Genomic DNA, 23,307 nt, shown 5'->3' with positions numbered 1-23,307 from the left:
GAATCACGTCACCAACCCCGACGCGAGGGGTTTTTCGAGGTGTCCATTTGATCTGTTTCAATTGTATGATGTTTCTATAACTTTAGAAGAGTTTGGAGCCGTGGAGTTTTCTAGTGAAATGCAAATTGCGATAAAGGAAAAAATCAATAAAATGGTTGGTTGCTCCTATTTTGAAGATCTAGACACAAATTTTAATTTGGAGCCATCATTTTACGATGAAGATATTAAATTTGGAATATTTAATAGCAATCATAAAAGTATGACTTTATTCTTTGATTTTTTTCATGAGAAAATATATGAGCATCGGAAGCTCTTAATGGATAAAAATAGCAGGGCCTTTCTTAAAGGATTAGAGAGTCAGGATTTGAAATATATTAAAATGCTCGGATTTATAATTTCATTAGACTCCGGTATAGGCTTTTATATTCCTCTTAATGAGGAGAAGGCTGAGCATATTCACCTCATGATTACAAAATGGGACACGATTTTCTTTGAAAAATTTATTGGTTCTTTAATTAAAAGATATAATAGTGATTCTTTTTTTATTAATGATGAAGTATTATTTTTAAAAAAATTCATTCGTAATGTGGAATCTTATAGCAAAGATTGTAAATATATAAGAAGGCATGTTCTCGATTCTGGCTTAAAACAACTAAAATCTATATTTTTGCGTCATGAGGATAAAAATATCGAGACCTAATATTTCGAAAAAGCATTCTATTCTAAATTTAGATTATTTACAGATCGCGAGCTCACCTGGAAGTAGGCAAATATCAATCGCTGTATTCAGTAAGGGTGCTCACTCTTCGACGGCATGATCGGCCAAGCGGGTCAGCACGTCCGGTCCCTTAGTATCGCTCGGTGGGTTTTTGGCGGCCCATGCCAAGGCGTCTTTAAGGTCCGCTGCCGCTTTCGGTGTGTGTAACCAGGCTTCCGGGCGGGGAATGCGGATGGTCAGAACATCGGGTTCGGACTCGTCAATCACCACATTCACCCCGGCAAAGCGGTTACCGAGGCTGAGATGGCCGGAGGCCGTGACGGTCTTGCTCCGAGGCGTTTTCTGGGGCGTGGGCATGGGCTTTCCTTCCCGCCGATCCTATCACAGAGCCAAGGGCCGTCAAAGAACCGGGGCCTCGGGGGCCGGTGCCCCCGAGCGGGGGCGAGGCGGTGCCCCGCATCTTCCCCCAAACGAAAACGGCGCCCCGAGGGGCGCCGTTCCTGGAAGACCTATGCGTCTTCCTTTTGCTTGGCCGCGCGCTTGCGGTCGTTGGGGTCCAGCAGCTTCTTGCGCAGGCGGATGGCTTTCGGGGTCACTTCCACCAGTTCGTCCGACGAAATATAGCTGATCGCCTGTTCCAGGCTCATCAGACGCGGCGGGGTGAGGCGGACGGCTTCGTCCTTGCCCGAGGCGCGCACGTTGGTGAGCTGCTTGGCGCGCAGGGCGTTCACTTCCAGATCGTTATCGCGGGTGTGTTCGCCGATGATCATGCCTTCGTAGATATCGACGCCCGGATCAATGAACATCGGGCCGCGATCTTCGAGGTTCCACAGCGCGTAAGCGACGGCCGACCCTTGGCCGTTGGAGATCAGCACGCCGTTGCGGCGTTCCGGCATCGGGCCTTTGTGCGGCACATAGGAATGGAACAGCTTGGCCATAATGCCGGTGCCGCGCGTATCGGTCAGGAATTCGCCCTGATAGCCGATCAGGCCGCGCGACGGGACCAGGAAGACCATACGGGTCTTGCCGCCGCCGCTGGGGCGCATTTCGGTCATTTCGCCGCGCCGGGTGCCGAGCTTTTCGACGACGACGCCCGCATATTCTTCGTCAACGTCGATGACGACTTCTTCTTGCGGCTCCAGCCGTTCGCCGGTGGCTTCGTCGGTCTTGAACAGCACGCGCGGGCGCGAGATCGAGAGTTCGAAGCCTTCGCGGCGCATGGTTTCGATCAGCACGCCGAGTTGCAGTTCGCCACGGCCCGCGACTTCGAACGAGTCCTTGCTGTCCGATTCGGTGATGCGGATGGCGACATTGCCTTCGGCTTCCTGCATCAGACGGTCGCGGATCATGCGGCTCGTCACCTTATCGCCTTCGCGGCCCGCCAGCGGCGAATCGTTGACCGAGAAGGTCATGGCGAGGGTCGGCGGGTCGATCGGCTGGGCTTCCAGCGCTTCGGTGCACTCAAGCGCGCAGATGGTATCGGCGACGGTGGCGGCGGTGAGACCGGCGATGGAGATAATATCCCCGGCTTCCACTTCTTCGACCGGCACCCGCTCCAGCCCGCGGAAGGCCATCAGCTTCGACAGGCGGCCCTGTTCCAGGGTTTCGCCCGCGCGGTTCAGCGCCTTCACGGCCATGTTCAGCTTACCGATGCCCGAGGCAACGCGCCCGGTCAGCACGCGCCCGAGGTACGGATCGGCGTGGATCAGCGTGGCCAGCATGGCAAACGGCGCATCCTTATTCACCGTCGGCGCCGGGATATGCTTCACGATCAGGTCGAACAGCGGCTCCAGGCTATCGCCCGGGGCCTTTTCCAGATCATCGACGGCCCAGCCGTTGCGGCCCGAAGCGAAGAGGGTGGGGAAGTCGAGCTGCTCGTCGGTCGCATCCAGCGAGGCAAACAGGTCGAACACCATATCGTGCACTTCATGCACGCGGGCATCGGGCCGGTCGACCTTGTTGATGACGACGATGGGGCGCAGGCCAAGACGCAGCGCCTTGCTGGTCACGAATTTGGTCTGCGGCATCGGGCCTTCGGCGGCATCGACCAGCACGACGACGCCATCCACCATCGAGAGGATGCGTTCGACTTCGCCGCCGAAATCGGCGTGGCCCGGCGTATCGACGATGTTCAGGCGGACGCCCTTCCATTCGACCGACGTACATTTGGCGAGAATGGTGATCCCGCGTTCGCGTTCCAGATCGTTGCTGTCCATCGCGCGCTCGGCAACCTGCTGGTTGGCGCGGAAGGTACCGGATTGGGCGAGCAGCTTATCGACAAGGGTGGTCTTCCCATGGTCGACGTGGGCGATAATAGCGAGGTTACGGCGTTCCATAAGGGGGAGACTCACGCAGGAAGGTTAAGGGCGGGGGCCAGATCGGGCAGTTCCGTCAGGGCCAGTTTCTTCAGGTTCACTTGCGGGCGGGCGCCGATGTGGGAAATCACTTCCCCAGCACACAGGCTGCCCAAGCGGGCGCAATCGGCGGGCGCCATCGTGCGGGCAACGCCCAGCAGGAAGCCGGCGGCATAGAGATCGCCGGCGCCGGTGGTATCGACGACTTTGCCGACCGGGTGGATCGCGACCGAAACCGTCTCCTCGCCGCTCAGGATCACCGAGCCTTTTTCCGACCGGGTGCAGGCGGCGATGCTCACCTTGCCCTTCAGGGCGGCGACCGCGCGGTCGAAATCGGTTTCCAGCGTCAGGGCCAGCAGTTCGGCTTCGTTGGCGAACAGAATGTCGATGTGGTTTTCGATCAGGTCACGGAAAGCGGTGCCGTGGCGATGGACGCAAAAACTATCCGACAGGGTTAGCGCCACGCGGCGGCCGTGGGCATGGGCCAGGGCGGCGGCCTCGTAAAAGGCCTTCTGCGCTTGCGGCGGGTCGAACAGATAGCCTTCCATATAGGTGATTTCGGCTTCGGCAATCGCATCGCGGTCGAGATCGTCCGGCCCCAGGGTCACGCAGGCACCCAGGAAGGTGACCATCGTGCGCTGGGCGTCCGGTGTCACCAGGATCATGCTGCGCGCCGTTGCGGCGCCCTCCGACGCGGCGGGGGTGACGAAGCGGGCGCCGGTGGCCAGCATATCGTGGCGGAACACGGCACCAAGCTGGTCGGCCTTTACTTTGCCGATGTAAGCGGCGCGCCCGCCCAGCGAGGCGACCCCGGCAATCGTATTGCCCGCCGACCCGCCGGAAATTTCTACGGCAGGCGGCAGCAGAGAATAGATTTTGGCGGCCTGACCGGCATCGACCAGGGTCATCGAGCCTTTAACGAGGCCGACCTGTTCCAGAAACTCATCTTCTACCCGGGCAAGAACGTCGACAATGGCATTGCCGATCCCAACCACTTCCAACGGCGCACCGCTCATCAACCCCTCCGACCCCGGCCCGGTTTCGAAAATAATCTTCACAAATCAAAAAGCCCGGCAGAGCCGGGTTGTTGCGGCGCGGAGTATAGCGGCGAAACCGGGGCTGGCAACCGCTTCTCACGCAGGGCGGGGGCGCGTTGCCCCTTTTATTGAAAGCCAAGGATCGCCATTCTCTTGGCCAGAACCAAGGTGGGCGCCCTTCGCGCCTTGTGCAGTGCGGGATAAAACCTGTGATTTCAGCCCTTCTGCTGGCCTTCCGCCAGCTTCCCGACCCGAAAATCCGGGGCGTTTTGATCCAATCGGTGCTGGTGGCACTCACTGTGCTGATTGTGCTGACCGTCGTGGTGATTATCGGCGTGGGGGCGCTGGGGGCGACCGGGATTGTGTGGCTCGATTGGCTTTTGGGGGTTTTGGGCGGTTTGGTCAGTGCCACCGGCGCCTGGCTTTTGTTTCCGGTCGTGGTCGTCGCGCTGACGTCGCTGTTCACCGACCGGGTGGCGGCGGCGGTGGAGGCCAAGCATTATCCGCACCTGCCCCGGGCGCGGGATATTCCGCTCGCCGAGGAAATTCGCGGCGCCCTAAGCCTGCTCGCCAAAGGCGTGCTGCTGAATATTGTTATTCTGCCGCTCTACCTGCTGGCGGGGCCGGTGGCGCCGTTCATTTTTTATGCGGCGAATGGCTTGCTGCTGGGGCGGGACTATTTCCAGTCCATCGCCTTGCGTCGCCTGTCTTTGCCGGAAGCGCAGGCCATCGCTAAGCGCCAGCAGGGGCGCATCTGGGCGGCGGGGGCAGTGCTGGCGCTGCTGGGATCGTTACCTTTCGTCAATCTTTTGGTGCCAATTCTGGCAACCGCCTTTATGATCCACCTGTTTGAACATCTGCGGCAGCGGGGCGCTTTTTAACGCCCGGCTGTTTCATTGTGGGGAAAAGGATCGTCGGTCGTGATTTTTCGCCGTCCCAAGAAGGCTAATGTCCCGGAAGAAGAGGCTTCGACCGGTCCCGCGAGCCCCGATCTGCAAAGCGTCGCCCCGGAAGGGGATGGGCAGGGGGAGGCCGAGGCAGTAAGCACCCCGGCCCCCGTTGCGCCGCCCGCCCCGGCGCTCTCCCCGAAATTCGAAGGTACTCGGAAAATGCCAGACTATCCTACCCCGTCCGCCAGCGTTCCGCCGCTCGGCCCGTCGCTCAGCGCGCCGGGTCAAGCCCCGCGCCGCGCCGCTGTTCCTGCCGTTCCGTCGCCCGGCGGCCGCCCGGAGCAGGAAGGCAAGCGCCTGACCGTTGGCAAGGACATCAGCCTATCGGGCGAGATTAATTCCTGCGATATTCTGACCGTCGAGGGCCGGGTCGATGCCTCCCTGATTGGGGGGCGGGTGATCGAGGTGGCGGACGGCGGCTTCTTCAAAGGGAATGCCGAAATCGACGTGGCCGAAATCGCCGGAACTTATGAGGGTGATCTGACCGTCCGGGAAAAGCTGACGATCCGGGCGACCGGCCAGATCAAAGGCCGCATTCGCTATCGCAAGATCGAAATCGACCTTGGTGGCACGATCATCGGCGAGATGGAACTGTTGCAGGGCTGATCCTGCTATCATCGGGCCGAAGGAAAAACCCCGCCGATTGTGGCGGGGTTTCGTGCTTTTTACGGAAGTTTCCCTTCATCTGCCGGGACGAGGGCGCTTTTGTAGGCGATATGTGCAACGAAGATTTTTGCGGCTTCTTGCGAAAGCGCCTGCCCTGCGGGGGCGCAAATATGGCCGCGTGCAAAGTAATTACGCCAATAGGCCCGATAATAGGCGCAGTTCATCTTCTTGTCGTTTTCGGTAAAACTAATTGGTAGTAGCCGAAAATCTGCTGCGCCATAATCCAGATCGAAATAGTCGCCCATTTCTAATGTGACCCGAGAGAAGGCCTTTGTGGCCATATTCTGAATCGTATCTTGATGCCAGAATGATCCCGGCACCCCTTCGTGAATGATCACGAAGGCGCGGTAGCCATCCTTTTCAACGGTGACGGCATGATTAAGTCCGCCAATGCGGACGTTATCGGCCTTACCCTCGTTCGTCGTCGCTCGCTTGATCGACGCTTTGCCCCAGCCGGTAAGCTTAATGTCGATGGGGGATTCCTCTGCCGAGATCTGTTTAGCGTCCCCCCACGTCTGGGCTTGGGCTAGGGGCGAAAGCAGAATGGAACACGATAGAATGATAGCACGACCCAGTTTCATAGCATCCTCTTTCCCTATCAGCGCATGGCGCTGGGGAAGTAGCATGAATTACGGTACCAAGCTACTGTGGTAACTAACTGTTAACTTCCTGCGACTGTATTCAGCCGAGGCCATTCAGCTTGCTGCGCACTTCATAGGGGTTTTTCGGCCCCCATTTTTCGAGGAAGCTGGCGAGTTCGGGATCAAGCTTTTCCGGCAGCATCACCACGAGCTTGACGTATTGATCGCCGCGCCCACCGTCCTTACCCGGAATCCCTTTGCCGCGCAGGCGCAAGGTGCTGCCAGAGTTGGAGCCGCGCGGCACTTTTACCGCCACGCGCCCGTCAACGGTCGGCACGGTGACGGAGGCGCCCAGGATGGCTTCCTGCAAGGTAATCGGCACCTCTAGGTGAATATCTTTACCCTTCGCGACGAAATGCGGATGAGCGTCCACATGGATTTCGATAAAAGCGTCGCCCTCCGGCCCGCCGCCGAACCCCGGCTGGCCCTGGCCGCGCAGGCGCAGCTTGGTACCATCTTCGGTGCCGGGGGGAATATTCACGTCTAGCGTTCGCCCGTCCGCAGTGGTCACGCGGCGCTTCCCGCCATTCGCGGCGGTGACGAAATCGACCGTTAGCCCATAGGACACATCGGCGCCCCGGCGCTTACCCGCACCGCCCGCCGACCCGCGTCCCCGAAATCCGTCGAAAATATCATCGGCATCGAAATCGAACGGGCCGGAGCGTTGGTTAAAGCCGCCAAAACCACCGAAGCCACCAAACCCCGCCCCACCGGGGCGGCGCGCACGCGGCTTATCGTTCCCGTCCGCATCGATTTCGCCCCGGTCATAGCGCGCGCGCTTATCGGGGTCGGACAGAAGATCGTGCGCGGCGGAAATTTCCTTAAACTTGCTTTCAATCGCCTTATCGCCCGGATTGAGGTCCGGGTGATATTGCTTAGCCAGTTTGCGATAGGCGCTTTTGATCGCGTCCGCATCCGCCGATCGCGGGACGCCTAAAACCTCGTAAGGATCGCGCATGGCTTATCTGTACCTGTCTTTCTTTTCCTTCGGCGACAAAGGGTAAGCCCGGTTGCAACGGTCGGCGCCAACCCCCATCCCACACACCTCACATATAACGCCGACGCCTCTGGTTCAAGGGAGCCGAGTGTCCCATACTCTTGGCCGACCGCCCCCGGCGCGGGGCGCGCAGTGAAAGGACATAGGCATGCTGATCGACCGCCCGATTTCCGCCGTCGCCTTAACGGCGCAGACGGATCCCTTCCTCCAGTTCGCGCAATGGTTCGACGCGGCGGCGGGCCGCGAGGTCAATGATCCGAATGCCATGTCGTTGGCGACGGTGGGGGCGGATGGGCGCCCGTCGGTCCGTATCGTGCTGCTGAAGGGGTTCGATGCCGATGGGTTCGTGTTTTACACCAATACCCAGTCGCGCAAAGGCGGGGAACTGCTCGCGAACCCTTTCTGTGCCTTGACCTTTCATTGGAAAACACTGGAACGGCAGGTGCGGATTGAAGGGAAGGCCGCCCTGGTCTCGGATGCCGAAGCCGATAGCTACTACCATTCCCGCCCGCATGGTAGCCAGATTGGCGCCTGGGCGTCGGAACAATCCCGCCCGCTGCCGGATCGCGCCACCTTGGAAGCGCGGGTTGCCGAGATGGAGCAGCGCTACCCTGAAGGCGCCGTGCCGCGCCCGCCCCATTGGACCGGCTTCCGGGTGGTGCCCGACCGGGTAGAATTCTGGCAAGGCATGCCCTATCGCCTGCACGACCGGATGGTGTATGAGCGGGACGGGGCAGGATGGAGCACCCATCGGCTCTATCCATAAGTCTGCAAAGGGTTCAGCGATGACCAGTCCCGCCGACCGTAACCAGTATCGCTGGGCGCAACGGGCGACCGAAGCAGCCGTGCTGACCGCCTTAGTGCTCATCGGTCTTAAAACCTGGGCCTATTTCGCCACCGGCGCGGTTACGATGCTGTCGAGCTTGATGGATTCATCGCTGGACTGCGTCGCCTCCCTGGTCACGCTGCTGGCGGTGCGCGGGGCGCACCGCCCGGCGGATAAGGAGCATCGCTTCGGGCATGGCAAGCTGGAGCCGCTGGCTGGGCTGGCGCAATCAGCCTTCATCATGGGGTCGGCTAGCCTGCTGCTGATGGAAGCGGTGCAGCGCTTCATCACGCCGCAGCCGGTGCAGGTGCCCGCCATCGGTATCGGCGTGTCGGTCGCGGCGATGGTCATCACCCTCGCGCTGGTGTCGTTTCAGCGCTGGGTGCTGACCCGCGCCCCGTCGCTGGCGGTAGAGGGCGACCGGCTGCATTACCTGTCCGATCTACTAACCAACGCCATCGTGCTGTTCGGTCTTTGGGCCAGCGATTTCTTTGCGCTGCCCTGGCTCGATCCGCTGCTCGGGCTGGTGATTGGGGCGATTGTCGTGCGCAGCGCCATCGATATCGGCTTACGCGCCTATCAGGGACTGATGGACCGCGAAGTGTCGGACGCGGTGCGCCAGAAAATTATCGCCATCGTTCGGGCGGCACCGGGGTTTGCTGGGGCGCATGATCTGCGCACCCGCGAATCCGGGCCAGATTTATTTATCCAGTTTCATCTCGAACTGCCCGATACGCTGCCCCTGGTCGATGCCCATCAGATCAGCCACGACATCGAAGCCCGGCTGCTGGCGGAGTTTCCGCGCGCCCAGATTATTATTCACCAAGACCCGATCAGCGTCGTTCGGCCCGATCTGCGCAACTCCGTCGCCTGACCCCTGGCCTTCCGCCCCTATTTGTCCTACAAATAAGGGTAACGATAAAAGCGGGAGGCGCGGATGGGGCGGGACGGTTTATTTTACGGCGCGCAGTTTCTCGCCCGGTTGGCCGATCAGATTCTGCTGTTCCTCGTCCCGCTGATCGTTTTCCAGATGACTGGCAGCATCGGCTGGTCCGGGGTGGCGTTTTTCATTGAAACCCTGCCGCGCTATATCGCTTTCCCCATCGTCGGTATCCTGACCGATCGGCTGCCCGCCTATCCCTTGATCCGCTGGAGCCAGGGGCTGCGCGCGCTTGCCTGTCTGCTCGGCAGTCTGGGGGCAGTGGCGGTCGGCGGGATCGTCTGGCTGTTGCTGCTCTCCGCCATCTGTGGGGTGCTGACCATGCAGGCCTGGATCGCCCGGGAAGCGATTTTGCCGAAGCTGTTCCCGGGCAAGCGGCTGGAGACGATCCTGTCCTCCACCCAGATTGCCGACCAACTCGGGATCGTTTTGGGGCCGATGGTCGCGGCGGGAATGCTGATGGTCATTCCCTGGGAAGCGGCGGTTGCGGCGACGGCGGCGCTGTTCCTATTGGCCGATCAAGCGATGCTTATGTGGTGGCGACGGGTCAAGCCAGTGCTAGAAGACCCGAAACCGGCGGCAGAAGCCTGGTTCCGCCCGCTGCAAACCGCCTTCGGCCATATTTGGACCGTGCCGGGGCTGAAGCTGACGATCTTTCTCGCGGTCGGCGTCAATCTGGTGCTGGGGGTGACCTTGGCCACCACGGCGGCGCTGGTGACCGGCGCCTTTGCTCAGTCCGAAACAGTTTTTGGCCTGCTGCAAGCGGCGGGGGCGGTGGCGACGGTGGCGATCCTTGCGTGGATCGCCCGCAGTACGCTGGCGGTGGAGCGGATGGGCGCCCTCGGTTATGGGTTGATCGCCGTGGGGGGCGTGCTGACGGCGCTGGCACCGCATCCGGCCCTGTATGCCCTTGGGTATCTGCTGGTCGTCGGCTTCGATAAAATGTTCGCCGTTTATATGCGCAGCCTGCGCCAGCGGCTGATCCCGACGCAGGATTTCGGTAAGACCACCGGGGTGATGGTGATGCTGAACAACCTCTCGCAGCCCTTGGCGGGCGCCCTGGTGGGCTTTACGCAAGGGCCGGCGGAAGCGCGCAGCCTGATCTTAGCGATTTCCATCGCTGCGATGATAAGCGGCGCGCTGGCCTTCATCGCCGTGCGGCGCGCGGCAGCCCAAAAGGCTTAGGGCAGGGCCGCCCCGAAAAACAGCGTCCAGGTGCCGCCGAAGCTGCGCACCGACAGCGGGCGGTTCGGGGCGAGCAGCGGGACGACCGCTGGATCGCGGCTGAGGTCGTACCAAGCCTCCGCCCAGATCAGCCGGTCCGACCCGATTTTCCCATTGGCAAGCAGGCTGCTTTCTTGTGCAACCCCAGCTTTTGCCGCCATGAACCCCGGATCGGCTAAATCGAGCCGCACGCGGTCGGCCAGGCGCTTCAGCCGGTCCTGGTCCGCCGGGGTCAGGGCAATGCCGTTTGCCCGCAACTCCTCCGCCATGATCAGCAGCGGGGCCAGCGCGAAACTGTGATAATGGGCGGCGCGTCGGCCCCGGGCGACTTCCAGCGGCAGCGTGCCATCATCCTGAATTTCGGCTAGCCCGTAGCGGAAGCGCTGGGCCGCCCAGTCGAACAGCGCTCGATCATTCGCGGCGATGGCGGCCAGCATCACGGCGGCGCCCGCCCAGTTCTGATGATTATTGCGGGCAGACGTATTGCTCGGGCGGCTGCGGCGCGCGTCTTCGTAAGGCGGTTGAACGGCGGCGGCGAGGGTGACGAACCAGCGGTTGATTGCCATGCAATCGGCGTTATCGCTCGGGCAAACGGTCGGGATGTCCCGGATCATCAGATAGGGTAGGGCGAGGGCGACCAACTGCCATTTACGCTCATAGCCCGCCTGTACCGCCTCTTCCATCCGCCCCAGCATCGCGTCGCCCTTAGCCCAAGCGGCGAGCCAGGTTACCGCGCAGCGGGCCGGGGTAGGGTTCCCCGACAGCAGTGCGTTCTCGGCCAGTTTTTGGACTTGAGCAGAAAAATCGTTCAACGGCTTGAGACTGTCGCGGTTCGCCGCGATGATCGCCGGATCGGGGAGGCTATTGGCGGCGTCGGTGTAGAATTTTCGGGCAATAATATCCCGCACAGGCGCGGGTGGCTGCGTGCAGGCCAGAATCGGTTTTTGCGTCGTCGCACCCCCAACCGCGCGCGTCGGCTCGGCTGCGCGCAAGGGCGAGAGGGAGGGCGTGGACGGTGGGGCGGCAGCACATCCGGCCCCCGCCAAGGCCACAAGCAGCAAGGCTACCCGGATGGCCCTGGCCCGACGCATGGCCTACGCCGCCTGTTTTTTCAACTCGAGCACCTGCCAAACGTCCAGCAAGGCGCTAATCAGCCGGTCCACCATCGCATCCGTATGGAGCGGGCCCGGGGTGATGCGGATGCGTTCGGTGCCGCGCGGGACGGTGGGGTAATTGATCGGCTGAACGTAAATATCATGCCGTTCCAGCAAGAGATCGGTCACTTGCTTGGCAAGGCTGGCATCGCCGATCATCACCGGAACGATATGGCTTTCACTGTCCATCACCGGCAGGCCGACCGCCGCCAGACGGCGCTTGACCAGGGCCACCCGGTCGCGCTGGGCGAGGCGCTCGGCGTCACTGGTCATCAGATGGCGGATCGACGCGCGCGCCCCGGCAGCGATCACCGGCGGCAGGGCGGTGGTGAAAATAAAGCCCGGCGCGTTGGAGCGGATGAAATCCACCATCGCCGCCGACCCGGCGACATAGCCCCCGACCATGCCGAAGGCCTTGCCAAGCGTGCCTTGGATCAGGTGCAGCCGATGCTCAAGCCCGCGTTCCTGCGCCACCCCGCCGCCCCGATTGCCATACATGCCAACAGCGTGTACTTCGTCGAGATAGGTGAAGGCGCCATGGGCGTCGGCAATATCGCAGAAGGTTTCGATGGGCGAGATGTCGCCATCCATCGAATAGACGCTTTCAAACGCGATAATCTTCGGGCGGCTGGGATCGACCTGCTTCAACTTGGCCTCGAGATCGGCGGGGTCATTGTGGCGGAACACATGCTTTTCTGCCCCCGAATTCTTAATCCCCGCAATCATCGAATTATGGTTCAGCGCGTCGGAGAAAATCACTGCATTCGGCAGCATCCGCCCCAGGGTGGCGAGGCTGGTTTCATTGGCGACATAGCCGGAGGTGAAGACCAGCGCCGCCTGCTTGCCGTGTAATTCGGCCAAGGTTTGTTCTAGCAGCACGTGTTCGTGAGTGGTCCCGGCGATATTGCGCGTGCCGCCCGCCCCGGTGCCCAGCCGATCAATCGCCCCATGCATGGCCGCGCGCACGGTTTCGTGCTGCCCCATGCCGAGGTAATCGTTGGAACACCAGACCGTGACTTCGCGCGGGCCTGCCGGTCCGTGGTACAAAGCCAACGGAAAGCGCCCGGCCATCCGTTCCAGATCGGCGAAGACGCGATAGCGCCCTTCCCGTTTCAAGGTTGCGACCTGGGCCGCAAAGAAGTCTTCGTACTGCATGGGGTGACCATAGCGCGGTCGCTCACAAACGCAAATGACGGAGATCAATTCCGTCAGAACACATCAGCCATCCGATCCTTGCAGACCGGCATCTTGTGGGGCGGCGGCGCGTCGGGCATAGTCCATCAAATGCCGCCCGGTTTGCTTGATCGGCCCCGACTGCCCAGCTCCGTCCTGTTCATGTGCACCCACAATGCCGTGCGCTCCCCCATGGCAATGGGGTTGATGCGCCAAAGCCACGGGCGCAAGGTTTATGTCGCCTCCGCGGGTGTGCGGGAGGGGGAGACGGATGGGTTCGTCATCGCCGTCATGCAGGAACTCGGGGCTGATCTGCGCCGTCATTACCCGACGCTGCTGGAAGACCTTGAGGATACCAACTTCGATCTGATCATTACCCTGTCACCGGAAGCCCATCACCGGGCGCTGGAACTGACGCGGACCCAATCGGTCGAGGTTGAATATTGGCCGACCGAAGACCCGTCCGTCGCCGAAGGCAGCCGCGAAGAACGGCTGGCGGCCTATCGAATGGTGCGGGATCGGCTGGCCGATCGGATCGCCGACCGCTTCCCATAACGGGGCCGTCCGTATGCTTCCCATGTGCAGGTTTCGCTTGACCGGACGCATACAAAGCATCACTTAGGAGCCGACTCTTGCGCTCGCGCGGGCAACCGCGCCAGGGCGTCCTTATGGTTTGCGCCCGCAGAAACCTACTTTAAGGAAGACTATGGCGAAGGAAGATGTGATCGAGTTCTCCGGCACCGTGTCGGAACTGCTGCCGAATGCGATGTTCCGGGTGAAGTTGGACAATAACCACGAAGTGCTGGCCCATACCTCGGGCAAGATGCGCAAGAACCGCATCCGCGTGCTGGCAGGCGACCGGGTGAATGTGGAAATGACGCCCTACGATCTGACCAAGGGCCGCATCACCTTCCGCTTTAAATAAGTGATGGATTTGGTCCTGGCGTCCGCCTCGCCGCGACGCCTCGATTTACTCCGGCAGATTGGGATTACCCCCGCTGCCGTTGATCCCGCCGACATCGACGAAACACCCCTGCCGCGCGAATTGCCGCCCCGGCACGCCCTGCGCTTGGCAGAGGAAAAGGCGGCGGCGGTCGCGCCGCGTCATCCAGCCGCGCTGGTGCTGGCCGCCGATACGGTGGTGGCCGTCGGGCGCCGGATCTTGCCCAAAGCCGAGGATGAAGCGACGGCGCGCGCGTGCCTTACGCTGCTATCGGGCCGCAGCCACCGGGTTCACGGCGGTATCGCGCTTGCCGGGCCGGAAGGGCTGCGCCGCGCCCGCCTGATAACGACGCGCGTGACCGTGAAGCGCCTGACCCGGGCCGAAATCGACGGCTATATCGCGGGCGGCGAATGGCACGGTAAGGCCGGCGGCTATGCCGTGCAGGGTTTCTTTGCCCGCTACGTTACGGCGATTAGTGGGTCTTATTCCAATATCGTCGGGCTTTCCCTGTCGGACATCGGCGCGATGCTCGACGGTTTGGGCGCTCAGGCCTAACCATGCGACCGCTCGACCGGCCCGAAACGGGGATCATCCTCTCCGAAGGGCCGGGGGAGGTACGGGCCGTGCGGCTGGCGGAAAGCGTCTGCATTGCCTTCGCCGCGCATCGGGTGGGGGAGGTGCCGCTCGGTACGATCTGCCGCGCCCTTGTGCGCGCTCACATGCCCGGCGTCGGTGCTTTTCTTGATATTGGGGCCGAGGCTTTTTTAAGCGGCCCGGTAGCGGAAGGATTACCGCTCGGCGCCCGGTTGCTCGTGCAGGTCAATCGCGCAGCGTCGGGCGATAAGCCGCTCGGCGTCACCCGAAGTTTGACTTGGGAAACCCCGGCGCTGGTTCTAACCTACCGTCCCGGCGTCCCCGGCGATATTTCTGCGGCCCGCAGTCTCCCAGAGGCAGAACGGGCACGGCTGAAAGCTTTTCTGAGCGACCATTTACCGCCAGAGCGCCGGGCGGCGGGATTTTCCGTTACCGCGCGCGGCCCGGCCCTGGAGCGCAAACAAGCGGCCCTCGCTGCCGATCTGCGGGCTTTGCTGGTCGATGCCGATGGGGTGGCGCAGGACGGCCCTCCCGGACCGGTCGCAGACGCTACCAGCCTGCGCCGATTGATTGCTGATCTGGGCGCCGACAGTGCGGCCTTGCCGATCCTGGCGCCGCTCACCTTGGCGCCGCGCCTACGGGCGGAGGGGCTGGCGTTCGACCTCGCGCCGCCTGCCGTCGATCCCTTCACCGCCCTCGACATCGACGCTGAACTGGCGGAGGTCTGCGCCGCGGAAATCCCGCTACCGGGTGGCGGGCGGCTATGGATCGAGCCGACGCGCGCTTTGACGGCCATCGACCTCGATAGCGGCAGCGACCCGCGCCCGCCGGAGGGGTTCGTGACGGATGCCCTGCGTCAGGTCGCCCGTTTGCTGCGGCTGCGCGGCCTCGGCGGGACAATTGTGATCGACCCGCCGCGCCTCGGTAGCGCCGTGCAAGCCCGGCTCATGGCCGTCTTCAAACAAGCATTGGCGGCGGATAGCGTTGCCAGCGATCTTTTGGGAATAACGCGCGGCGGGCTGATCGAAGTCACCCGCCCGCACCGGGGCGCCGTGCTGAGGGAACGGCTGTTCGGGCCGGAGGGGCAGGCCCTGGCCATCCTGCGCGCCTTAGTTTACGGTCCGCCGCCGCGCGGGCCGGTGGCAATGACGGCGGCACAGATGGCGTGGCTCGATGGTCCGCGCGGTCAGGCCGCTCGGCGGGAGGCGGCGCAGCGCCTTGGCCAAGCCCCGCAGTTTCAGGTGAAGGAAGATTAGAGCATGAGCAGCCCGGACCCCGTTTCCATCCGCATCGGCGGAAAATGCCCGACCTGTGGCCGCCCGACCGAGGCCCGCTTTCGCCCCTTTTGCTCCACCCGTTGCCAGCAACTCGATCTCGGACGCTGGCTGAACGAAAGCTACCGCGTGCCCGGCCCGGTGCTGGAAGATGATGAGGCCGAGGCGTTCAGCCAGAACGGCCCCGCCCGCGATAGCGACTAAACCGCCATTCGGGGGCAGGAGTGCCGAGAGAAAACCCCTAGACAGCCCCCGAGGGGGTCGGCTATACGATCCCTCGTTCCGACGGGCGCCCAGATAGCTCAGTTGGTAGAGCATGCGACTGAAAATCGCAGTGTCGCTGGTTCGATTCCGGCTCTGGGCACCACCTCTCCTTAAAATTCGATACCGCAGAAATCCTTGATTTTTGACCTTTGAGATCCCGTGTGCGGGTCTGAGAAAATGGTCAAGAAAGTCTAAAAAAGGGACGCGATAGGGGACGGTTGAGGCGAAAGCCATCGGCAAAGGAAGCCCGTTGTGGCCCGTTTGAACGTTGTCGCGCGTAGCGTACCCCCCATATCGAAAGGCCTTCGGCGGGCAAGGTCTTTGTCACCTTGTCGATTGTGACGCCGACGCCGTAAGGTTGTGCTGTATAGTCAGTCTTCTCTGTGACCGCGCAGCCCATGCAATCCTGCGATCTTTCCCGTCCGCCATCATGGCATCGCCTCTGGGGCAAGGCCCGGCCAATTGAGGGAAGCACTGGGGCGTGGCACCCCTTGTGGAAGCATGCGCTGGATGTCGCCGCTGTGGGTCAGGCGCTGCTCGATGCCCGGCCCGCTTTCCGCGACCGGTTGGCGACCGCATTGGGGCAGGATGCCGAAACAGCTCGACGCTGGCTGCCGTATCTTCTGGCTCTGCACGATCTGGGCAAGGCCGCACGCGGGTTTCAGGCGAAGGTTCCGGCCCTCTGGGCGGAAGACCTGCTCGGGCCGTTTCCCGAAGCTGCCGGGGCCGATCCCGGCCATCCTGCCCTGGGGGCGGGCCTGCTCGAGCTTTTTCTACCGCAGGCCTGTCCGGGGTGGGATCAGGATGGGTATCAGGCCGTCTTTGGCGCGGTTTTTGGCCATCATGGCCGTCCGGTTGCCTGGGATGTGGAGGAGCGCGCCTTCCGCCGGGAAGATAAGCGCCAGGCCCGCGCCTACATCGAAACCATGCGGGCGCTCTTTGCCCCGCCCGATGTGCCGGAACCGCAGGCGCGGGCCAAGGCCTCCCTGCTGCTGGCGGGGTTTGCAGTTCTCGCCGATTGGCTCGGCTCCAATCAGGCGTATTTCCCTTACGATCCAGCCGAAGAAGCCGTGGCGGCCTATTGGTCGAAGGCCCGACGGCACGCCCTTCTGGCGGTCACCGAGGCCCGGTTGAGCCCGACGCCGCCCGCCCCGCCGCTGCGGTTTACCGCGCTGACCGGCGGGCGCTTTGCCCCCTCGGCGGTCCAGCGCTGGGCGGAAGAAACCCCGCTGCCGCCCGGCCCCAGCCTAACGATCATCGAGGATATTACCGGCGCGGGGAAGACGGAGGCGGCGGTGATCTTGGCGCAACGGCTGCTGGCGGCAGGGCGAGCCCGGGGAATTTACCTCGGCCTGCCCACCCAGGCGACGGCCAATGCCCTGCACCAGCGCCTGCGCGGCCTAGCCGGGAAACTGTTTGAGGGGCCGGAGCCGCCGAGCGTTAGCCTGATCCACGGCGCCGCCTGGCTTGCGCGCCCAACCTCGCCGCACGAGGGGGATTCGGCGGCAGAAAGCGCCGCGTGGCTGGGCCAGAGCAACCGGCACCGGCTATTCTCCGATCTGGGCGTCGGCACGCTCGATCAAGCCCTCCTGGCCGTCTTGCCGGTCAAACATCAGGCCCTGCGTCTGCACGCGCTGGCCGACCGCATCCTGATCGTCGATGAAGCCCATGCGTATGATGCCTATACCTTTGCCGCCCTGGAACGGTTGACGGCGTTTCAGGCGCTGCTCGGTGGATCGATGATCGTGCTGTCGGCCACATTGACCGATTTGCAAAAACAGCGGCTTGCCCGCGCGTGGGGAACGCCGCTGCCGAGCCGCCCGCCGCCCGACTATCCGCTGGTCACCCATCTGGCCGAGACAGCAACGGAAATTCCCTGCGCGCCGCGCCCGGACAGAGTGCGGAGTATTGCAGTGCGGCGGCTGGCCTCGGTCGCGGCGGTCTGTGCAGAGATCCGCGCGGTCCAGGCCCGGGGCGCGGCGGTGGCCTGGGTGCGCAATACCGTGGACGATGTGCTGGCGGCCCAGACCGCCCTCGCGGCCGAGGGGGTGGCGGCACAAGTCTTCCACGCGCGCTTCGCCCAAGCCGACCGCCACACTGTGGAAACCGATGTTGTCGCCCGCTTTGGCCCGGCGGCCCCGGCGGCGTCCCGGCGGGGGCGGGTGCTGGTCGCGACCCAGGTCATCGAACAAAGCCTGGATGTGGATTTCGACCTGCTGATTTCCGACCTTGCGCCCGCCGACCTTCTGATCCAGCGCGCCGGGCGGCTGTGGCGGCACCTGCGCCCGCCCGAAGCCCGGCCTTTGCCGCAGCCCGAAATGCTGATCCTCAGCCCCGATCCGGCGCAGGTTGCGTCGGCCCATTGGGGGCGCGACCTTTTGCCCGGCGGTTTTCATGTTTACGATAATCCGCGGGTGCTGTGGCGCACGGCGGCAGCGCTGTTTGCGTCAGGCCGCCTGGCCACCCCGCAGGATGTGCGCGGGTTGATCAACCGCGTCTACGCCCCGGACGATGCGCCCGACGATCCACCGCCGCTGGTCGATCCGGCCGGGCGGGCGCAGGCGCAGGATTGGGCTGACCGCGCTTTTGCCAACGGCAATCTGCTCGATCCGCTGGCGGGCTATAGTCTCGGCAATAAGCCCTGGTCGAAGGAAGCGGATATCTCCACCCGCTTAACCCAGGAAACCAGCCGCGTCCGCCTTATGCGCTGGCAGGCGGGGGCCTTGCAGCCCTGGGCTGCGGCGGCAGACCCCGCCCACGCCTGGGCGCTGTCGGAACTGCGCGTTTCCCGCACCCGCCTCGCCGCCGCCCCGCCGCCGCCGGAGGTGCCCGCGGCGGCCCTGGCCGACCTGCGCGCCCGCTGGGGCCGCTATGATGCCGACTGCCTGCCGCTCCTCCTCTCCCCCAGCCCCGAAGCAGGCTTGTTCACCGCTACCGTCGCCGACGCACGCGGCCGCCTCGGCACCGCCTCCTACACCCCCACCCTCGGGTTGATCCTCCCCCGCGCTTGACTCGCGCAGAAAGGGTGTTAACCTCGGTAAATTCTTTGACATCGTAAAACCAAAGGAATTACAGAGAGTTCTAGGAAGAGTGTTCCCCGCAGACGCGGGGATGAACCGCCTAAACCGCCCCCGATAAGCGCCGCGATTAGGTGTTCCCCGCAGACGCGGGGATGAACCGCTCAGATGCGCCCGGAGCGATTCCACGTCATGGTGTTCCCCGCAGACGCGGGGATGAACCGGCGAACGGCTTTGCGATATGGCGGCGGAAGAAGTGTTCCCCGCAGACGCGGGGATGAACCGGATCGGTTATCCTCGCGTACCGGCACGCGCACGTGTTCCCCGCAGACGCGGGGATGAACCGCGACGGAGCGAGGTCGACATCCAGCTCGAGACGTGATGTCGTGGACGACCCCTGCAGCAGCGTAGCTATGCAATGATGTGGTCGTTGAGCCACGTCTAGGAGTCGATCCATGCAGCAGGATATCGTGACCGTCGGTGTCGATCTGGCGAAGACTGTGTTTCAGATCCATGCGATCAGCGCTGAAGGGAAGGTTTTGGTCCGTCGGCAACTGCGGCGGGCCGAGGTTCTGAAGTTTTTCGCCGCTTTGCCTCCTTGCTTAGTCGGGATGGAAGCCTGTGCATCGGCCCATCATTGGGGCCGGGAAATACGCGCCCTCGGCCACGAAGTGCGGTTGATGCCGCCCGCTTATGTGAAACCATATGTGAAGCGTGGAAAGACAGATGCCGCTGACGCGGAGGCGATTTGCGAAGCGGTAACTCGGCCCACGATGCGCTTTGTGGCAATAAAGAGTGTTGAGCAACAGGCGGTGCTGATGCTGCACAAAACGCGCGATCTGCTCGTGCGACAACGGACTGCGCTGATCAATGCCTTACGGGCGCATCTGTCTGAGTATGGCATCGTTACCAGTAAGGGGCCTGGCGGAGTAACTGCGCTGGTCAAGCTTCTCCATGAGGGACAGGAGAAGCTTCCGGCGCACGCGCGGTCGGCGCTCCACACGATCGCGGCTCAGCTTCGATCATTAGCAAGCGAGATAGATCGGCTCGAGTCGCAGATACAGGCTTGGCATCGTGCGGATGATACCAGCCGTCGGCTCGCGACCATCCCCGGCATCGGCCCAATCACTGCTTCGGCAATCGCTGCAGCGGTGCCCGATGCAGCGCTGTTCCGCTCAGGTCGGCAGTTCGCGGCCTGGTTGGGTCTTACGCCGCGCGCCCATAGTTCTGGCGGTAAAGAACGGCTCGGCGGTATCAGCAAACAGGGGGACGGATATCTCCGCAAGCTGTTGGTCGTCGGTGCTACCGCAGTGATCCGCATGGCACGCAGGGATGCAACGCGCCAGCCTTGGGTCGCACAACTCCTTGAGCGCAAGCCAGTGAAAATCGCGACCGTCGGACTCGCTAATAAGACCGCGCGCATTGCCTGGGCGGTAATGACGCGCAACGAAGTCTACGCGGCAGCCGCCGCGTGACCGATGTCCTTGCCGTTTACTGAAGCGGCGGCAGGACGGTGTAAGGGCAGCTGAGTAGTGATGACAAACCGGTCAGACCGGGGATCGGACAAGCCCAGGGGAGCACGGCGCTTCGAGCGCGATGACGTGATTAGGGATCCGATCCGCGGACTTCATCAGGGCCAGCAGCCATGCGGTGCTGCGCGAACAGGCCGAACACATGGATGCACCCGACCGGTGCCTATCGCTCCACAAAAGCTCTTGCATCGCAGGGGCCGTCCACACATGTTCCCCGCAGACGCGGGGATGAACCGAAGTTGTCCTCATGGTAGACCCGGATGAGGACGTGTTCCCCGCAGACGCGGGGATGAACCGCTGCATTGGCGTCTGAGATCGCGCCGCAAGGAGTGTTCCCCGCAGACGCGGGGATGAACCGGAGCAGGTGGCGGCGCAACTGCTGGTCTACGGGTGTTCCCCGCAGACGCGGGGATGAACCGGCCAAAGCCTAACCACCTGCACCCCCGGCTTGCGTGTTCCCCGCAGACGCGGGGATGAACCGGCACGACGATGAGCGCGTTGATTATCGAGGCAGTGTTCCCCGCAGACGCGGGGATGAACCGCGCCTTTAGCCAAGCCTTCCAGGCCAGCCCCTGTGTTCCCCGCAGACGCGGGGATGAACCGCGCAGGGTGGTTTGCGCTGAGGCGGGCGGCAGGTGTTCCCCGCAGACGCGGGGATGAACCGAAGCAACAGGTCGATCCCGCCACCGGCGAAACGTGTTCCCCGCAGACGCGGGGATGAACCGCAGAACCGTCCATTCGACATTGCTGCCCTCAAGTGTTCCCCGCAGACGCGGGGATGAACCGCTGAAATCCGCCACCGGCGAGACCATCCGCAAGTGTTCCCCGCAGACGCGGGGATGAACCGCTGCCCGTCGCCAATCTGCCCGCCGTGGCCCTGTGTTCCCCGCAGACGCGGGGATGAACCGATTATGCCGGTCATTGGGCGGGAGCCGACCGAGTGCCCCCCGCACCTGCGGGGATGTTCCCCTTGACGCTCGCTTCTACCCCTGCTTCCATTACTGGAATGCAGGGGTGGCGAGCGCCCGCCGAGTCCCCGAACAGGCAGTCGTGCAGGGTGCCTCTGCATGACTTCCCTATGATCCCCCCAAAACAAATTTCGCCTCCTTACGGGCTTGGGAGGCCGGGGGGAGCTGCTAACCTTTTGGGGTGATCCATCGCTGTGCCCGCGTCGGCCTCCAAGGACGGTGGCGCAGAGAGGGCGGGCGCGCGCCCTTATCATCGGGTATCGAGACAGATCTAAGGGGCGTTGACCGCACCTGCCTCCCGTTTTACGATAAAATCAAAATTAACCTCTTGCTTAGCGAGTTTTGCCTCGCTACGCTTTCTCTTATGGTTGCTCAACCCCATAATTTCTCCCTTATTTCAGAGGCTTGGCTGCCCTATCGCCGCCTGTCGGGGGAAAGGGGGTGGGCGCGGCCCGCGGAGGTTTTGGCGGCGTCGGAGGATCCGGTGGTTGCCGTGGCCTGGGGGCGGGCGGATTTTGATGGGGCGGTGCGGGAATTTCTGATCGGGCTGCTCGCGGTCGCCTATCGCGATGTGTTAACGGATTGCGGCGATGAGGTGGGCGCTTGGCGGCGGCATCTGCAAAACGCCCCGGCCCTGGCCGAGTTGGACGCGCGGTTTGCTGTGCTGGAGCCTGCCTTTTTCCTGGGCGGGGCCGGGGCGCGGTTTGGGCAGGATTTTACCCCCTTGGGCGGCGATCCGGTACCGATTGCCCAGCTTTTGATCGATTCGCCGGGCGCGAATACGTTGAAAAAGAACCAGGATCATTTCGTTAAGCGCGGGCGCGCGGCCTGTTTGGGGGCGTCGGCGGCGGCGATGGCGCTGTTTACGCTACAAACCTACGCGCCGTCCGGCGGGCAGGGGCATCGCACCTCCCTCCGCGGTGGTGGGCCGCTGACGGTGATCGCCGCCGCCAGCCGGGCCGTCAGCCTCTGGGACCAGCTTGCCCCCAATTGTGTCGTGCCAGGGGCCACTGGGTCGGATGATCGGCCCTTGGACGGGATTTTTCCGTGGCTGCGCGAAACTCCAACGTCTGAAAAAGGTCAAACGGTTACGCCCCAGCAGGCCGATCCGCTGCAAGCCTATTGGGGGATGCCGCGTCGTATTCGGCTGCATCTCGCCGACAATCAGGACGGCACGCCCTGCGCCTTGACGGGGCGGGTCGAGGCGCTGTGCGTCCGCACGTATGAAACACGCAATTATGGCATCAGCTACGTCGGGTTCCAGCATCCGCTGTCGCCCTATAGTTTCGCCAAAGCAAGCGGGGAGTTTCTACCGGTCCACGGCCAGCCGGGGCGCATCGGTTATCGCCATTGGGTCGGGCTGGTCACCGCCAGCGATGATGGGGCCCGGGTGCCGTCGGAGAGTATTCGTCTCGCCCGGTTGCGCCTGAAGTCGTCGCGGGGCGCGACAGCCCGCCTAAGCGCCTTTGGCTATGATATGGACAATATGAAAGCGCGCGATTTCACCGAAAGCGCGATGCCGCTGCTGGTCGGCGCGCCGAACGTGATGGCGGAGGCCGATGCCCTGATTCGCGAAATGGTGCGCGGGGCCGATGTCGGGCGGTTTCTGCTGGTCAGCCGCGTGCGGGAGGCGCTGTTCGGCCCCAGTGGTCCGAGCGACGGCAGCCTGCTGGAGCGGCTGAAGGAAACCTATTGGACGGCGACGGAGCAGGATTTCCTGACGCGGATCGACGGGCTGATGGATCGGATCGCCGCGACCTTGGCCGACGATGGGGAGTTTGACGATGACGCGCGCGACGCGCTGCGCCAAACCGTTCGCCGCGATTGGCTGGCGGCGCTCACACGGCAGATAGCCCGCCTGTTCGATGATCTGGTCGTGCCCGACGACGCGGGGGTGCTGCTGCTGTCCGATATGCAAAGGCGGGCGGCCCAGCGCCGCAGTTTGCGGGCGGCGCTGGCGGGCTACGGTAAGCCGGGGCAGGATTTCTACACCGCCCTCGGCCTTCCAGCCCCGAAAAAACAAAAGGCGGCATAA

Annotated in this window: 21 protein-coding genes, 1 tRNA gene and 2 CRISPR repeat arrays; of the genes, 15 read left to right on the top strand and 7 right to left on the bottom strand. The window is 62.9% G+C overall.

Annotation, left to right across the window (positions count from 1 at the left end; genetic code table 11):
- A partial coding sequence (locus CHR90_RS01850; protein ID WP_212668586.1) for a hypothetical protein occupies window positions 1-700 on the top strand: 700 nt, incomplete at its 5' end.
- 99 nt (window positions 701-799) lie between these two features.
- Here CHR90_RS01850 and CHR90_RS01845 read toward each other — a convergent pair.
- From CHR90_RS01845 to CHR90_RS01835, 3 genes are all read right to left on the bottom strand, one after another.
- Window positions 800-1,075: a hypothetical protein gene (locus CHR90_RS01845; protein ID WP_094407148.1), complete on the bottom strand. Its 276-nt coding sequence runs from the start codon at window positions 1,073-1,075 to the stop codon at window positions 800-802.
- Window positions 1,076-1,227: 152 nt separating this feature from the next.
- A complete protein-coding gene (typA, locus tag CHR90_RS01840; protein ID WP_094407146.1) occupies window positions 1,228-3,054 on the bottom strand; it encodes a translational GTPase TypA in 1,827 nt (608 codons plus the stop codon).
- An 11-nt stretch (window positions 3,055-3,065) separates the two neighbouring features.
- Entirely contained in the window at window positions 3,066-4,088 is a 1,023-nt protein-coding gene (locus CHR90_RS01835; protein WP_094407161.1) for an adenosine kinase, read from the bottom strand.
- A 230-nt stretch (window positions 4,089-4,318) separates the two neighbouring features.
- Here CHR90_RS01835 and CHR90_RS01830 point away from each other — a divergent pair, with 230 nt between their 5' ends.
- Both CHR90_RS01830 and CHR90_RS01825 read left to right on the top strand, forming a co-directional pair.
- On the top strand, window positions 4,319-4,990 hold the full coding sequence (locus CHR90_RS01830) for an EI24 domain-containing protein (protein WP_170941257.1): 672 nt from the start codon (window positions 4,319-4,321) through the stop codon (window positions 4,988-4,990).
- A 39-nt stretch (window positions 4,991-5,029) separates the two neighbouring features.
- Window positions 5,030-5,665, top strand: coding sequence for a bactofilin family protein (locus tag CHR90_RS01825; protein WP_094407142.1), 636 nt, complete (start codon window positions 5,030-5,032; stop codon window positions 5,663-5,665).
- A gap of 59 nt (window positions 5,666-5,724) precedes the next feature.
- Here the strand turns inward: CHR90_RS01825 and CHR90_RS01820 are convergent, their stop codons facing one another.
- Together CHR90_RS01820 and CHR90_RS01815 are read right to left on the bottom strand one after the other, a co-directional pair.
- On the bottom strand, window positions 5,725-6,306 hold the full coding sequence (locus tag CHR90_RS01820; RefSeq protein WP_094407140.1) for a hypothetical protein: 582 nt from the start codon (window positions 6,304-6,306) through the stop codon (window positions 5,725-5,727).
- Between the two features lie 100 nt (window positions 6,307-6,406).
- Complete coding sequence (locus CHR90_RS01815; protein WP_094407138.1) at window positions 6,407-7,324, bottom strand: DnaJ C-terminal domain-containing protein; 918 nt, start codon at window positions 7,322-7,324, stop codon at window positions 6,407-6,409.
- Between the two features lie 187 nt (window positions 7,325-7,511).
- On the opposite strand from CHR90_RS01815, the gene pdxH reads away from it, so the two are divergent.
- From pdxH to CHR90_RS01800, 3 genes are all read left to right on the top strand, one after another.
- Complete coding sequence (pdxH, locus tag CHR90_RS01810; RefSeq protein WP_094407136.1) at window positions 7,512-8,129, top strand: pyridoxamine 5'-phosphate oxidase; 618 nt, start codon at window positions 7,512-7,514, stop codon at window positions 8,127-8,129.
- A gap of 19 nt (window positions 8,130-8,148) precedes the next feature.
- A complete protein-coding gene (locus CHR90_RS01805; protein WP_094407134.1) occupies window positions 8,149-9,063 on the top strand; it encodes a cation diffusion facilitator family transporter in 915 nt (304 codons plus the stop codon).
- Between the two features lie 63 nt (window positions 9,064-9,126).
- Window positions 9,127-10,314: an MFS transporter gene (locus CHR90_RS01800; protein WP_094407132.1), complete on the top strand. Its 1,188-nt coding sequence runs from the start codon at window positions 9,127-9,129 to the stop codon at window positions 10,312-10,314.
- Here CHR90_RS01800 and CHR90_RS01795 read toward each other — a convergent pair.
- Window positions 10,311-11,444 (bottom strand): alginate lyase family protein, encoded by a 1,134-nt coding sequence (locus CHR90_RS01795; protein ID WP_094407130.1) that lies wholly within the window; start codon window positions 11,442-11,444, stop codon window positions 10,311-10,313. The genes CHR90_RS01800 and CHR90_RS01795 overlap by 4 nt on opposite strands.
- 3 nt (window positions 11,445-11,447) lie before the next feature.
- Window positions 11,448-12,662, bottom strand: coding sequence for a 5-aminolevulinate synthase (hemA, locus tag CHR90_RS01790; RefSeq protein ID WP_094407128.1), 1,215 nt, complete (start codon window positions 12,660-12,662; stop codon window positions 11,448-11,450).
- Window positions 12,663-12,791: 129 nt separating this feature from the next.
- On the opposite strand from hemA, the gene CHR90_RS01785 reads away from it, so the two are divergent.
- The 9 genes from CHR90_RS01785 (at window position 12,792) to casA (ending at window position 23,307) form a co-directional block, all read left to right on the top strand.
- Complete coding sequence (locus tag CHR90_RS01785; RefSeq protein ID WP_094407126.1) at window positions 12,792-13,235, top strand: arsenate reductase ArsC; 444 nt, start codon at window positions 12,792-12,794, stop codon at window positions 13,233-13,235.
- Window positions 13,236-13,386: 151 nt separating this feature from the next.
- The gene (infA, locus tag CHR90_RS01780) at window positions 13,387-13,605 is read left to right on the top strand and encodes a translation initiation factor IF-1 (protein ID WP_094407124.1); all 219 of its coding nucleotides are present in this window, start codon (window positions 13,387-13,389) and stop codon (window positions 13,603-13,605) included.
- Window positions 13,606-13,608: 3 nt separating this feature from the next.
- Entirely contained in the window at window positions 13,609-14,178 is a 570-nt protein-coding gene (locus CHR90_RS01775; protein WP_170941256.1) for a Maf family protein, read from the top strand.
- A gap of 2 nt (window positions 14,179-14,180) precedes the next feature.
- Complete coding sequence (locus CHR90_RS01770) at window positions 14,181-15,473, top strand: ribonuclease E/G (RefSeq protein WP_094407120.1); 1,293 nt, start codon at window positions 14,181-14,183, stop codon at window positions 15,471-15,473.
- 3 nt (window positions 15,474-15,476) lie between these two features.
- Window positions 15,477-15,695, top strand: a complete 219-nt coding sequence (locus CHR90_RS01765) for a DNA gyrase inhibitor YacG (protein WP_094407118.1) — start codon at window positions 15,477-15,479, stop codon at window positions 15,693-15,695.
- 87 nt (window positions 15,696-15,782) lie between these two features.
- Window positions 15,783-15,858: transfer RNA gene (locus CHR90_RS01760), tRNA-Phe, on the top strand.
- Window positions 15,859-16,153: 295 nt separating this feature from the next.
- On the top strand, window positions 16,154-18,766 hold the full coding sequence (locus CHR90_RS01755; protein WP_094407116.1) for a CRISPR-associated helicase/endonuclease Cas3: 2,613 nt from the start codon (window positions 16,154-16,156) through the stop codon (window positions 18,764-18,766).
- A 79-nt stretch (window positions 18,767-18,845) separates the two neighbouring features.
- Window positions 18,846-19,118: a CRISPR direct-repeat array (repeat unit 29 nt; unit sequence GTGTTCCCCGCAGACGCGGGGATGAACCG).
- Between the two features lie 109 nt (window positions 19,119-19,227).
- Window positions 19,228-20,247, top strand: coding sequence for an IS110 family RNA-guided transposase (locus CHR90_RS01750; RefSeq protein WP_094407114.1), 1,020 nt, complete (start codon window positions 19,228-19,230; stop codon window positions 20,245-20,247).
- A gap of 263 nt (window positions 20,248-20,510) precedes the next feature.
- Window positions 20,511-21,212: a CRISPR direct-repeat array (repeat unit 29 nt; unit sequence GTGTTCCCCGCAGACGCGGGGATGAACCG).
- 424 nt (window positions 21,213-21,636) lie between these two features.
- Window positions 21,637-23,307 carry a type I-E CRISPR-associated protein Cse1/CasA gene (casA, locus tag CHR90_RS01745; protein ID WP_094407112.1) on the top strand — a complete coding sequence of 557 codons (1,671 nt, stop codon included), beginning with the start codon at window positions 21,637-21,639 and terminating at the stop codon, window positions 23,305-23,307.

The organism is Elstera cyanobacteriorum, assembly GCF_002251735.1.
Taxonomy (GTDB): Bacteria; Pseudomonadota; Alphaproteobacteria; order Elsterales; family Elsteraceae; genus Elstera; species Elstera cyanobacteriorum.
This window is presented reverse-complemented; position numbering and strand designations above follow the sequence as displayed.

Excerpts from the sequence above, each read along its gene's own strand:
- CHR90_RS01845 (WP_094407148.1), bottom strand. The coding sequence starts at position 1,075 with ATGCCCACGCCCCAGAAAACGCCTCGGAGCAAGACCGTCACGGCCTCC.
- typA (WP_094407146.1), bottom strand. The coding sequence starts at position 3,054 with ATGGAACGCCGTAACCTCGCTATTATCGCCCACGTCGACCATGGGAAG.
- CHR90_RS01835 (WP_094407161.1), bottom strand. The coding sequence starts at position 4,088 with ATGAGCGGTGCGCCGTTGGAAGTGGTTGGGATCGGCAATGCCATTGTC.
- CHR90_RS01820 (WP_094407140.1), bottom strand. The coding sequence starts at position 6,306 with ATGAAACTGGGTCGTGCTATCATTCTATCGTGTTCCATTCTGCTTTCG.
- CHR90_RS01815 (WP_094407138.1), bottom strand. The coding sequence starts at position 7,324 with ATGCGCGATCCTTACGAGGTTTTAGGCGTCCCGCGATCGGCGGATGCG.
- pdxH (WP_094407136.1), top strand. The coding sequence starts at position 7,512 with ATGCTGATCGACCGCCCGATTTCCGCCGTCGCCTTAACGGCGCAGACG.
- CHR90_RS01805 (WP_094407134.1), top strand. The coding sequence starts at position 8,149 with ATGACCAGTCCCGCCGACCGTAACCAGTATCGCTGGGCGCAACGGGCG.
- CHR90_RS01800 (WP_094407132.1), top strand. The coding sequence starts at position 9,127 with ATGGGGCGGGACGGTTTATTTTACGGCGCGCAGTTTCTCGCCCGGTTG.
- CHR90_RS01795 (WP_094407130.1), bottom strand. The coding sequence starts at position 11,444 with ATGCGTCGGGCCAGGGCCATCCGGGTAGCCTTGCTGCTTGTGGCCTTG.
- hemA (WP_094407128.1), bottom strand. The coding sequence starts at position 12,662 with ATGCAGTACGAAGACTTCTTTGCGGCCCAGGTCGCAACCTTGAAACGG.
- CHR90_RS01785 (WP_094407126.1), top strand. The coding sequence starts at position 12,792 with ATGCCGCCCGGTTTGCTTGATCGGCCCCGACTGCCCAGCTCCGTCCTG.
- infA (WP_094407124.1), top strand. The coding sequence starts at position 13,387 with ATGGCGAAGGAAGATGTGATCGAGTTCTCCGGCACCGTGTCGGAACTG.
- CHR90_RS01775 (WP_170941256.1), top strand. The coding sequence starts at position 13,609 with ATGGATTTGGTCCTGGCGTCCGCCTCGCCGCGACGCCTCGATTTACTC.
- CHR90_RS01770 (WP_094407120.1), top strand. The coding sequence starts at position 14,181 with ATGCGACCGCTCGACCGGCCCGAAACGGGGATCATCCTCTCCGAAGGG.
- CHR90_RS01765 (WP_094407118.1), top strand. The coding sequence starts at position 15,477 with ATGAGCAGCCCGGACCCCGTTTCCATCCGCATCGGCGGAAAATGCCCG.
- CHR90_RS01755 (WP_094407116.1), top strand. The coding sequence starts at position 16,154 with ATGCAATCCTGCGATCTTTCCCGTCCGCCATCATGGCATCGCCTCTGG.
- CHR90_RS01750 (WP_094407114.1), top strand. The coding sequence starts at position 19,228 with ATGCAGCAGGATATCGTGACCGTCGGTGTCGATCTGGCGAAGACTGTG.
- casA (WP_094407112.1), top strand. The coding sequence starts at position 21,637 with ATGGTTGCTCAACCCCATAATTTCTCCCTTATTTCAGAGGCTTGGCTG.